16 protein-coding genes and 1 pseudogene are annotated in these 11,283 nt (G+C 35.3%); 14 read left to right on the top strand and 3 right to left on the bottom strand.

What is annotated here, in order from left to right; translation table 11 throughout:
* The first annotated feature begins 64 nt into the window (after positions 1-64).
* The 10 genes and pseudogenes from L950_RS21690 to L950_RS34320 all read left to right on the top strand — a co-directional run bounded on the left by L950_RS21690 (position 65) and on the right by L950_RS34320 (position 5,611).
* Positions 65-292 carry a hypothetical protein gene (locus tag L950_RS21690; RefSeq protein WP_021189215.1) on the top strand — a complete coding sequence of 76 codons (228 nt, stop codon included), beginning with the start codon at positions 65-67 and terminating at the stop codon, positions 290-292.
* Between the two features lie 125 nt (positions 293-417).
* Positions 418-1,131, top strand: coding sequence for a DUF4397 domain-containing protein (locus L950_RS21685; protein WP_021189214.1), 714 nt, complete (start codon positions 418-420; stop codon positions 1,129-1,131).
* Between the two features lie 440 nt (positions 1,132-1,571).
* A complete protein-coding gene (locus L950_RS21680; protein ID WP_231577767.1) occupies positions 1,572-1,835 on the top strand; it encodes an antibiotic biosynthesis monooxygenase family protein in 264 nt (87 codons plus the stop codon).
* Positions 1,836-1,855: 20 nt separating this feature from the next.
* Complete coding sequence (locus L950_RS21675) at positions 1,856-2,263, top strand: GNAT family N-acetyltransferase (protein WP_021189212.1); 408 nt, start codon at positions 1,856-1,858, stop codon at positions 2,261-2,263.
* A gap of 41 nt (positions 2,264-2,304) precedes the next feature.
* Positions 2,305-2,763 (top strand): GNAT family N-acetyltransferase, encoded by a 459-nt coding sequence (locus L950_RS27250; RefSeq protein WP_197086618.1) that lies wholly within the window; start codon positions 2,305-2,307, stop codon positions 2,761-2,763.
* A gap of 438 nt (positions 2,764-3,201) precedes the next feature.
* On the top strand, positions 3,202-3,402 hold the full coding sequence (locus tag L950_RS21665; protein ID WP_021189210.1) for a hypothetical protein: 201 nt from the start codon (positions 3,202-3,204) through the stop codon (positions 3,400-3,402).
* A gap of 250 nt (positions 3,403-3,652) precedes the next feature.
* Positions 3,653-4,003: a hypothetical protein gene (locus L950_RS21660; RefSeq protein ID WP_197086616.1), complete on the top strand. Its 351-nt coding sequence runs from the start codon at positions 3,653-3,655 to the stop codon at positions 4,001-4,003.
* Positions 3,958-4,314 (top strand): hypothetical protein, encoded by a 357-nt coding sequence (locus L950_RS21655; protein WP_156169809.1) that lies wholly within the window; start codon positions 3,958-3,960, stop codon positions 4,312-4,314. Before L950_RS21660 ends, L950_RS21655 begins: the two co-directional genes overlap by 46 nt.
* 196 nt (positions 4,315-4,510) lie before the next feature.
* On the top strand, positions 4,511-4,741 hold the full coding sequence (locus L950_RS27245) for a hypothetical protein (protein ID WP_021189207.1): 231 nt from the start codon (positions 4,511-4,513) through the stop codon (positions 4,739-4,741).
* A 78-nt stretch (positions 4,742-4,819) separates the two neighbouring features.
* Positions 4,820-5,611 (top strand): annotated as a pseudogene (locus L950_RS34320) (glutaminyl-peptide cyclotransferase).
* Positions 5,612-5,769: 158 nt separating this feature from the next.
* On the opposite strand, the gene L950_RS21645 reads toward L950_RS34320, so the two are convergent.
* Positions 5,770-6,054 carry a winged helix-turn-helix transcriptional regulator gene (locus L950_RS21645; protein WP_021189204.1) on the bottom strand — a complete coding sequence of 95 codons (285 nt, stop codon included), beginning with the start codon at positions 6,052-6,054 and terminating at the stop codon, positions 5,770-5,772.
* A gap of 181 nt (positions 6,055-6,235) precedes the next feature.
* On the opposite strand from L950_RS21645, the gene L950_RS21640 reads away from it, so the two are divergent.
* Positions 6,236-6,820 (top strand): nitroreductase family protein, encoded by a 585-nt coding sequence (locus L950_RS21640; RefSeq protein ID WP_231577766.1) that lies wholly within the window; start codon positions 6,236-6,238, stop codon positions 6,818-6,820.
* Positions 6,821-7,019: 199 nt separating this feature from the next.
* Here the strand turns inward: L950_RS21640 and L950_RS21635 are convergent, their stop codons facing one another.
* Complete coding sequence (locus L950_RS21635; protein WP_031287801.1) at positions 7,020-7,907, bottom strand: LysR family transcriptional regulator; 888 nt, start codon at positions 7,905-7,907, stop codon at positions 7,020-7,022.
* 125 nt (positions 7,908-8,032) lie between these two features.
* Here L950_RS21635 and L950_RS21630 point away from each other — a divergent pair, with 125 nt between their 5' ends.
* Genes L950_RS21630 through L950_RS21620 form a run of 3 tightly spaced genes read left to right on the top strand, consistent with a single transcriptional unit; the run spans position 8,033 to position 9,751 of the window.
* On the top strand, positions 8,033-8,449 hold the full coding sequence (locus L950_RS21630) for a hypothetical protein (protein ID WP_031287798.1): 417 nt from the start codon (positions 8,033-8,035) through the stop codon (positions 8,447-8,449).
* Positions 8,365-9,243 (top strand): MFS transporter, encoded by an 879-nt coding sequence (locus tag L950_RS21625; protein WP_156169808.1) that lies wholly within the window; start codon positions 8,365-8,367, stop codon positions 9,241-9,243. Before L950_RS21630 ends, L950_RS21625 begins: the two co-directional genes overlap by 85 nt.
* Complete coding sequence (locus L950_RS21620; protein WP_021189200.1) at positions 9,236-9,751, top strand: GNAT family N-acetyltransferase; 516 nt, start codon at positions 9,236-9,238, stop codon at positions 9,749-9,751. Before L950_RS21625 ends, L950_RS21620 begins: the two co-directional genes overlap by 8 nt.
* Positions 9,752-10,053: 302 nt before the next feature.
* Here the strand turns inward: L950_RS21620 and L950_RS21615 are convergent, their stop codons facing one another.
* Positions 10,054-10,689, bottom strand: a complete 636-nt coding sequence (locus L950_RS21615; RefSeq protein WP_021189199.1) for an MgtC/SapB family protein — start codon at positions 10,687-10,689, stop codon at positions 10,054-10,056.
* Positions 10,690-11,283: the final 594 nt, after the last annotated feature.

Genomic DNA, 11,283 nt, shown 5'->3' with positions numbered 1-11,283 from the left:
GTAAACCATATCCAATTCAGCCTCAAGAGATGATACTAGCACATTTGTTTTAATTTGTAAAATTATGTCAAGATCAGTACGGAAGACGAAAATATTTGGAATTACAAACGCAAAGACAGAGAAACAAGATAAGAGAAGATGGAATAGAACTTTTAGAAAAGTTTGTAGAAAATTAATTCGCCTTGAAAAAGAAGCTCCTGTTAAAATTCACAGTATCACTAATGTCTGGGATGGTGCAAAAGATGGAAAACGATATTTTAAAAATGCCCCAATAAAAGATATGCGAAAATAATCCGTCATACCGTAATCACGCAATTTTTTTATACAATATGTAGCACTAACTGTTGCACCCCCGTTTATTATGGTAACACTAGCGCAATGTGTATTTTTTAAATATAAGATTTAAGTTAACATATTATGAAAAAATACTTAAGATTACTAAGTTTAATAACTGTTGTTACTGCAGGAATTTTTGTGACCAGTTGCAGCAAAGATAAGGACGATCATCAACCTGTACCAGCAGCTTTGTTTACGATGGTAAATGGATATAGTGGAGCAAAGGCTGTACTGTATTATGCAGACCGAAATATCCTTCAAGATCCTAATTTTCCGCTGTTATATAAATCGCAGAGTAAAGTAGCCCTATATCCGGGATCACGCAAAATAACCGTTACTGCTGGAGAAGGTAATTTGATCGATAGTACGATTGTGGTTAAAGACAGTACCATTTATAGTTCTTTTCTTTACGGAAGTAAATTAAAGCCAGTACAGGCAATTACGACAGACCGCGTCAACAAAGAGATCAAAAAAACAGAATCTGGATTACGCTTTTTTAATCTCTCTGAAGGTAGTGATCAAGTAACGCTTCACATCGGAGATCAAGCAGCGCCTGCAGCATGGACCGACCGTGCTAAAGAAACACAGCAATCTGTCACTGCAAATGAAGGGTTTATCGCACAAAAAAGTGGCACTTTCACAGTAGTTGCTAAAAATAAAGCAGGTAAGACGCTCGCAACACGTGAGCAAATTAAATTAGCTGAAAATCACTATTATTCTTTTATTCTGGTCGGTGATCCAGCTCAGGACAGTCAATCCGTATATTTAGGGTTAGTAGAGCAACATGCAAATTAGTCAAATTTAATCTCATCTATTTTAAAAGCAAACAAAGCCCTTATTTAACCATAAGGGCTTTATTTTTAGAGTATAAAATTATAAGAGCTTCATATACGCCTCGTTTAAATCATATGCCGGATAAAAGCATCTGGACTATCCGCTTTATTCAAACTGGATGATAAAGAAAGTCTTTTTATAAAATAAATTTACATCGGAAGGAATGAAGCAATTGACTTGGCAATCAAAATATATACGTTGCTGTCTAAGATAGAACCTTCAAATTATTCAACCTTTATCGGACAAATGATTTGCTGGTCATTTATAATATTTAGGTCAAGTAGCTGCATCCAAATATTGCAGCGATTTCTCATTTAATAAAAAAGAAGATATGATAGCAGTAATATTTGAGGTAGTTCCAAAGAGGGAAAAAAGAAGAGTACCTGAACATAGCAAAGGCATTGAGGCCAGAGTTGGACAATATTCCGGGATTTATCTCCATAGAGCGGTTTCAAAGTCTTGTTGACCCCAAAAAAATTCTTTCGCTTTCGTTTTGGGAAAATGAAGAGAGTGTGAGAGAGTGGCGTAACCTGACGAATCATAGAAACGCACAGCAAGCAGGAAGAAGTTCGGTGTTTGACGATTACAGGTTGCGTGTAGCAGGCGTAATTAGGGATTATGGTATGACTCCAAGAGACGAAGCTCCTGCAGATAATATTTTTTAAGGTAACAAAAAAAACTGAAAATGATAACATACCAAATTGAAGACACAGTCGGAGCAGAGGAATTTAAAGAAGTATTAATAAATTCCACTCTAGGAGAGAGACGACCAGTCGATGAGCCTGAGAGAATAGCAGGAATGCTTAAGTACGCAAATCTTATTGCCACCGCAAGAGATTCTGGAAAATTGATAGGTGTAGCAAGGTCTTTGACTGATTTTGTTTACTGCACCTATCTCTCAGACTTAGCAGTCGATGAGAACTATCAAAAGATGGGAATCGGAAAAGAATTAATACGTCTTACAAAAGAACATAGCCCAAAAGCAAAACTTATTTTATTAGCAGCACCAAAAGCTGTGGGTTATTATCCTAAAATTGGTATGACCCAATGGGAACAATGCTACGTATTGGATAATGTTGAGGATTTAAAATAAGTTGTCAAAGGATAATGGAAAAGCCTGTAATAATTAGGGAAATGCAAAAGGCGGACATCCCCGAAGTATTAAGATTAATGGAAGCAATCGTTGTTTTTGAGGGGGACACAGATTTTAGTCTTACGGAAAATGATCTGTTGAAACGTGGTTTTGGCGATAGACCCGGGTTTGGGGCAATCGTTGCACAAGGAGAGAAGAACCAGCTCATAGGCATAGCAGTTCACTATAACATTCCTTTTATGCATAACCACAACCCCTCATTGATGCTCAAATGGCTGTACGTTGATACCAATCACAGAGGAAAAAGTGTAGGTCGAAAATTACTTAGTGGTCTTGCACAATATGCCATGAAACATGGATATAAAAAATTCAACTGGTTTGTACTCGGAAGTAATGTTGATGCCCAAAAATTCTATCAAAGCATTGGAGCAAGCCCTGATAATAAATGGATTCGCTGGACAATTACACCGCACAATATGGCACAACTGTCCCGAGAATAAATAACAGCTTTTTTATTTTCTGAAATCCATACCTGGATAGCCATATTCTGAAGGATGATTTTACTAAATCCGCTCATGTACATGCCGTAGAACTAGGGTTGAAAGAAGCTGTCTTTACAGATAACAGCAAATGCCATGGTATACAACAGTTATTAGAAATAAATTTCGGCTATCGGATCTTCAACAACCACTTTTGAGAAGAAAAGTAGGATAAGCGTATGTACGAAACTAAGATTATAGGGCTACCTAAGTACATCACTACCTCACCAGGAAAGATCTAATCCATATATTCTCTTTACCCTTGAACATGGTCGCGTATGGACTTTCATCAGCGACTGCCAGATACAAGAGAAAGTTAAGACTCTAACTTATTAGTAGAAAAAACAAATGAATACTTTAGTTTGTTTAATAATAAATATATTATCAATTAAAGTAACAATGAGCCGAAATATATCACTCCATACTGATCTTCAGATCGTAAAGAAAGCATTCCCTAAGTTGCGAGACGAGCTTAAGCCACTCGAATATGACTACCTTACTTTGAAAACGATCAGGTCATTACTTTTGCCGAATATCCCATTATTTATAAAGACAATGAAGGAGCGGAGTTATGATTACGTGAAATGGAGTGGTGAGTAGTAAACATATCCGGTCTCTTTGAACTTCGAAAAGTGCACGGATGGGACAAGAAAGTTCCCTATTTTATGGGAGACAAAAGAAAAGAAATCTTTTATAACCCAGGACGCTATCAATGATCAAACTTCCTCCTTTGGGACAAGATGACCTGATACAGCAAAACTTGTTTTAATTATATCAATAAGATTTTATGAAGTTTGTACCCTTGAGCCAACTCATACTTTTAGATTTAAAGCGGAGCGGTTACAACATTTTGACATCTAAAAATACAGTTGAAGACGAAAACCCAACATGGTATCCTTTAACTGTGGCTGATGTTAATGACTATTTGTTAAGCCTGGACTGTGAGGGGAGCATTTTTCCAATGCAAGAGTCTGCTCTATTAGTTATTGAAGATGCCCTTAATCATATAGATGAAGTGCAGCTGCAGGGCGAAGTATTTATTGAAATAAACCATTTACAAGAATTGCAGGATAAAATTAATTTTATGGCAAGCGATACACATGTATTTCCGACCGGGAATATTACGATTTTGCATTCGATCCAAAGCGGGTTCTCGTGCGTAATTATGCCTTGCGGACTGGCAATCATCTCCTATATTTAGCTTATATCAGCTTAAATTATAACAATCATCTTCTAGGTGAAATCAATGATCTTGAGGATCTTACCGTTTCGTTAATCTGCTTAGATCAAGACCAGGCTAGAGATTGGTTTAAGACATATGAGATTACTATGGTGCAATCAGATATCTCGATATATGACAAGGATGCTATTTTAACCGTTTTTTTACTTAAAAAGGATCTACAAATAACGATTCCTTTAGAAGATAAAGATGAGCTGATTTATAATCTGATGCATATAGAAGACCTGTTGCAAATTCGTGATCTATTTTGGATAGATCCGCGGATAGATTAATACTTCATTATTTTGTTTCGGAATTATTGTATATAATGTGTTTCGGTCAAATATCAATCTTCAGATGTTTTACTTGCAATTTTATAAAAAAGTTGTTTCTTTTCTCATTGTTTCGGTAATTTTTAAGTCTAAATTTAATAATTGTACTTTATGAAACATTTATTGATATATTTAGCACTTGTAAAATAAGTTGTATATGAGATTAAATGCTGTTCTATTGATTTTTTGTTCAAGTGTAATTTATGGATGTGGAGGTAACAACAACACCAAAACACCTTCAATAACGAATAAGCATGAGGAAAATAGAATTAATTTTGTGAATATTAAAGCAAAATATGCTCTAACCGATGAATTGAATATTCAGATTGAAGCACTAGAAGGAGTTCCGATTGATTCTGTTCAATATTCCATTAATGATAAACCTTGATCAACCGGGTTAGTACATGATATTGTTCAGTATAGCTTAAAAAACGAAAAGTTTGGAAAACAGGTTTTAAAAGCTAAGGTGTACAGAAAAAGCGAAATAGAAGATGTAGCTGTCAACTTCGATATTTTACCTTCAGAAGCACCGAGTAAGCTTAGCTATCAAGTTATAAATACTTATCCTCACGATATTAAAGCATTTACCCAGGGCCTTGAGTTTTATAAAGATAATTTAGTTGAGAGTACTGGCAACGGGACTACTGTAAGTGATAAACATGGTATCTCAAGTGTTCGAATCGTAAATCCCAAAACAGGACAAGTACTTAAAATAGCGGAACTGGATGAAACTATTTTTGGTGAAGGTGCTACCGTGCTGAATAATAAACTATATCAATTGACCTATAAAAATAATGAAGCTTATGTATATGATGTTAATACCTTAAAAAGAATAGGGCGGTTCCCATATTTTCAAAATATGGAAGGATGAGGCCTTACTAATGATGGGACAAACCTCTATATGACAGATGGGTCAGAAAAGATATATACCATTGATCCGAGTAATTTTAATAGAAGCAACGAAATCAACGTAGCATCAGATGAAGGACTAGTTACAGGTACAAATGAAATGGAATGGGTAAAAGGTAAGATATATGCAAATTTCTTTATGACCAATATGGTTGGCATTATTGAGCCAAAAACCGGCACTATTGAAGCGGTGCTGGATCTTTCAGAACTACGTCAAAAAGTAACCCAGCACATTGATCTTGATGTACTGAATGGTATTGCATATAATAAAAAGTCGGATACGTTCTTTATAACAGGAAAAAACTGGGATAAAATATTCGAAATTAAGATTGTGAATGAGATTATATAACCTGATTGCGTTTCTAAAGTAAATTTAAGCGAAGAGTATTCTCTTAAAAGAGCATTGTTTTTCTTTTTATTCGTTAATCATAAGTCTACCCAAATCACTATTTTCGTTTTTCTGTCTGATATGTTTTTTTCTAAACATTTCATAGATCAATTTGATGGCTACTCATATTCTACCATGGTTATTCTCTTATTCGTTTTTGCCGCTTCATTTCCCCACTCAGCTATAGAATGAAGTAAGGGAATAAGTGTTTTGCCAAAATCAGTCAGCTCGTATTCCACTTTTAAAGGTGGCTTGCTAGTATAAACGGTTCGGGTAATCAATCCGTCTGCTTCCATTTCTTTTAGTTGAAGACTCAACGTTCTTTCGGTTATAACATAACACGCTTTTCTCAGTTCGCTGTATCGTTTTTTTTCGATTAAATGAATGAGTATTGTGCTTTCCATTTTCCACCTATATACTTCATTGTGAGGCTGGTATTGCAAGGGTATTGCTTATCGTCTATATTATACATCAGTTACTATCAATTTTGACCGTTATTGCAAAGGTAAAACACTATACTTAGTTTTGCAACATTAAAAAGTATAGTTTAATCTAAATTTAAAAATGATGAGTTTTTTAGACCTTATGAAACGTAGATACGCAACCAAAAAGTATGATAATGTGAAAAAAGTTTCGGTAGAGCAAATTGAGGAACTGAAAGAGATAGTACGGTTAAGTCCGTCTTCCATTAACAGCCAACCTTGGAAATTTACATTTGTCACAAACGAAGTCGTAAAAAGGGAACTGGCTTCCAAATCATATATGAACGAAAATTCGATTAACGATGTTGGTCTTTTAGTTGTGTTCAGTGTAATGGACGATATTGAACATTTTGAGCAACGCAATATTTCCATTTTGCCTGAACTTTGGCGGACGGCTTTTTACGAACCAATTGTAAAGTCGAATGGTGATATAGCCACAAAATCATGGATGGAAAATCAGGTCTATCTTTCCTTGGGCTACTTTTTGAGTGCGTGTATCAGTATGGGATTGGATGCTACGCCGATGGAAGGTATTGACCGCAGTGCCTATAAAGGGATTTTAGCACAAGACGGTTTTTCTCCGCTATTCGCTGTTACGGTAGGTTATGCCGATAAAACTGATTGGGCTCACCCAACTATTTTACCAAAATCACGTTTTGAATTGGACGAAGTGGTGCAATCCATCTAAAAAGATGAATAAATACCTTTAGTTTGGTTTTCAAAATTGCGTTAGCACCTTTTACATCTGTTCACATTTAGGTTGTTCATTGGTAAAGGGTGCTTTTTTAAACCGTTTTAGTTTAAATTACGAGATCTGTTTTTGTAAGCATCCTATCAATCAGTTAAACGACTATCTAAACTCGAATGGTGTCTGGTTCGTTTTGTTTTTAAACAATTTGCTGAACGACTGCTGATAACGTTAACATTTTTTTAAATTCTTTGACAGATTCCGTTTCATAAGTACCTTTTAATGAAATGATCTTTGCATATCTCATCAAACCTTCATCCTGAATGGCAATAGAAGCCAACTTAGTCCCCAAAATACTTGGTTTAATGAAGATACTGTACCAATTTCCTGAGTTGACGAGTCTAATAGCTGTGGGTATATCATTGACTTCAATCGTAAATTTTGGACTTAACCCTTTTGCTGAAAAAGCCTTGTGAACGGTATGAGTCATATCATATCCCATTGTTGCAATAACCAAAGGAAGTTTGCAAATCTCTTCGAGGGAAATATTAGTTTTATAGGATACTTCTGTACCAGCTAATGCGGCCAATACCATTGGACAACTGAATAAACTTTTATAGCTAAAATAGGGGAATATTTCGGTTTCATGAAGAGCCAAAACAAAATCTACCTGAGCTTTTTGAAGCTTCTCATACAGACTGTGGGAAGGCTCATAGATAACTTTAATTTTTATTTGAGGAAATTTTTCTGCAAAATCTATTAAAGTTTCGACAAAGAAATCCTTAAGACCATAAGCAACACCTATGGTTATCGTGCCAACCTTTATCTTTTTTAAATCCTGGAGCATCAATTTTCCATCTTCGGCTTTTCTGACACTCTGTTCGGCATATTCAGTAAATAATCTTCCAGGTTCTGTTAGCGTTATCTGCTTACCAATGCGGTTAAAAAGAGACACATCCAATTCCGTCTCCAGTTGCTTGATTTGCTGTGATAATGTACTTTGGCTGATATTTAAGCGCTTTGCTGCTTCCGTAAAACTCAGTAATTCTTGTGCTTTAAGAAAATATTTAAGTTGTCTAAGTTCCATTTTACTTGTGTGATTTGCTTTTTCAAAGGTATAAAAAGTATCATTAATCCATCGAAAAAACCGATCGATTCGATCGAATAAAAGCGTTTTGCCGATTTGAAAAAAGAACGGAGATTTGTCATTATATGAAATCAGCATCTCAGTCTATAGAAAGTGGAAAGTTAAATTTTTTTAAAGTTCTGAATTTGGGCATAGCGCAAATCGTACTTTGGGGAGGTTCGTATTTTTTACTGTCTGTCTTAGCAAAGGACATTATAGCCGAAATGAGCTGGTCTTATCAGCAAGTTTATGGTTGCCTCTCACTTGCCCTTTTGGTTTCAGGTTTGCTGTTACCTTTAGTGGGTAGGACAATACAGCAGACTGATCGTAATGCAGTACTACTTTTTTCGGGTTTAGTGATGGCGATGGGTTTGATCATCATCGGCAGTTCAAGTAATTTTCTAATGTTTGCTTCAGGATGGGTGATTATCGGTACAGCCATGGCAATGGTTTATATGATGCATTGTTTGCTGCAATTGGTAAAAGATACAATTTCAACGTAGCAAAGTCAATCGTTTGGATCACTCTGGTATCCAGTTTAGCACCTTCTGTTTCTTGGTTATTTACCAGCTATATTTTGGATAGTTTTGGATGGAGGAATACCTGCTATATATATGCCATATTGTTGATCATTACTATATTTCCGATTCATCTGTATGCTTTCAAAAATAAAGCAGGAAACAAAAGCATATTTAAGGATGAGACCTTGGAATCCTCAGTCGAGCTCTTCCGTTCTAAATTGTATTATTTATTATCAGCAAATTTTACTCTTGGTGCGGTCATAACCACCACCATTATCATACATTTAATCGAAATATTATTACACTGTAAGAACGAGATGTCAATGGTGTTCATCGTAATTGCTTTTTTAGGACCAAGCCAAGCTATGGCACGAGTTATTGAGTTGATCATTGGAAAAAGGACCGCTATTGAAATGTCTTTCATTTCTACTACAATCATTTTTTTGGGTATGGTATTGATTTTTATATCACCAATACTTGCAATACCAGGAGTAATAGTTTTTGGCATGGGAAACGGGATGCGCTCAGTTTTGAGAGGAACCTTGCCATTGGCGGTTTACGGGAGGGACAATTATGCCTTGATTATTGGAAGACTTGCAAGGATGCCGTTACTAGCACAAGCAACAGCTCCTTTCCTCGGAGGATATCTTATTCAGCAATTTGGTATGGTATTTTTTTTATGTGTAATCAGTTTTATGGCAATCGTAAATATTTGTTTAATTGCACTCATCAAACAAGCAATAGAACAGTATAAATTAATTTCAATCCATGAATAATATAAAATATTCTTTTAGACAGGCTACAGCAGGAGATGCTGTTCAAATTTGGAAAATTTTAGAAAAAGCGATCAAGAGACGAAAAGAGGATGGGAGTACGCAATGGCAAGATGGCTATCCCAATCTATCTGTTATTGAAAATGATATTAAGAATAGTGTTGGTTACGTATTGGTGGATGATGATATCATCACTGGTTATTGTGCTATTTTGATCAATGATGAACCAGCCTATGCTAATATAAAAGGAGCTTGGTTGACTAATGGTGATTTTGTGGTTTACCATAGAGTTGCAATTTCCGAAAAGTATCTTGGTCAAGGATTGGCGCAGAGGATTTTACAGCATATCGAAGATTTTGCACTTAAACACAATATTTATAGCGTCAAGGTTGATACTAATTTTGATAATACGGGCATGCTCTGGATATTGCAAAAAATGTGTTATCACTATTGTGGTGAAGTTACATTCAGAGGAAGTCCAAGAAAAGCCTTTGAGAAAATTTTAAGATAAGGTAGATTAAATTGTTTTCGTAATTATAGCATTCCGAGGTTTGCGACTATTGCATCATATTTGAAAAATTTATCATGGAAGCCAAGTTTCAAAGGAATTGACTGCACTGATCAGTGTATACTTCCCAAAAAACATTAATCCATTTGGTTTACATTTGTGAAATTGATAAGTGACTTGCAAACGTTATAAAAAAAGTAATAGCAGTCGATTCATTTTTAACTCGTTATCTGTGACAAACCTTGCAAAGGGATAAATATTTGAACCCATCTAGCGTTAACATTAACGATCAACTATTTGTGGGATTAAGTGAAGCTTAAGATCTCTGACCGGTTAGCAAGTGTTTCGCTCATTTCCAATAAGTATCTTTTTTTACCTGATACTTTGAAATTTACCATTAAATGATCGTTTTCTTTTACAATTTCCATCCGTTCTACAGTAAGACCTTTTGTATTTAAAATATTTTCCAATTGTGGGATCTGATCAAAGTCAGGATTACGAAAGGTTACACTCAGGAGCTGTTCTTTTTGTAGTTGAGCAACCAGTCTTTCCACCCTGGTAACCATTAATAATACCCCAAGAGTAATTAAAGTAAGGCATAGTGCAAGCGCATGATAACCTATCCCTGCTGTCATGCCGATTGCAGCAGAAGTCCAGATCACAGCAGCAGTCGTCAAGCCACGAATAGAAATTTTATCTTTAAAAATTACACCAGCCCCAATAAATCCAATACCTGTAATAATATTTGCCGAAATTCGGTCATCAGTACCTGCACCATGCTGCGAAACTATAGTGAAAATGGTTGAGCCCAGTGAAATTAAAATTATTGTTCGAAAGCCGGCAGACTTATTCTTGTATTCCCGCTCAAAGCCAATGGCTCCTCCACATATGATAGAAATAACCATTGCTACCATGTCTTTAATTTCTACTGTAAAATCCATTCGTAAATTCTCTTATATTTGTTGCTTCTTTTAACTGTTTTGACTGAGTGTGTTAAGGTTGCAAAAGCAATTAGCTATTTTGCAAACCTATTGACAGAGATGTCCAGGAATCAAGCCCGTATTTGTTCAGAGACATTTCGGTCAATATGAGTACAAGTCGTAAAAACTGCGACCCATTTCATTTCTGTATAATGATGAAATTATTTGAAATATATAGTTCACGAATATAACTAAATCAGTTGAAAATTATATTCTATGATATGTTTTTAAAAGGCAGCTGATAATGTTTTGAGTCTGAATATTTATTGGTAGGTCACTGAACTTGTCCCACCATGTCGTCCGATCTTTACAACCATTCATCTAGCCTGTGTTCTTTCTATCCATTGACTTACAGACATAATAAATCTATTTGTTCCGGCTTCTTGTCCAATTACCCCGAATTCGAGGTAATTAAAACTTGAATTATTTTTATCAATAGCATTCGGATTAAAATAATAGATAGTTAGCTTTCCTAAAGCTATTAGTTTTTTATCAAATTGCATTGTACATATTAACCTTGATCTTTTAAATTACTCCCTATGAATATCGCATTTT

The organism is Sphingobacterium sp. IITKGP-BTPF85 (assembly GCF_001006065.1).
GTDB classification, from domain to species: Bacteria; Bacteroidota; Bacteroidia; order Sphingobacteriales; family Sphingobacteriaceae; genus Sphingobacterium; species Sphingobacterium anhuiense.
The sequence above is the reverse complement of the archived record's forward strand: the minus strand, read 5'-3'. Positions and strand labels throughout refer to the sequence as shown.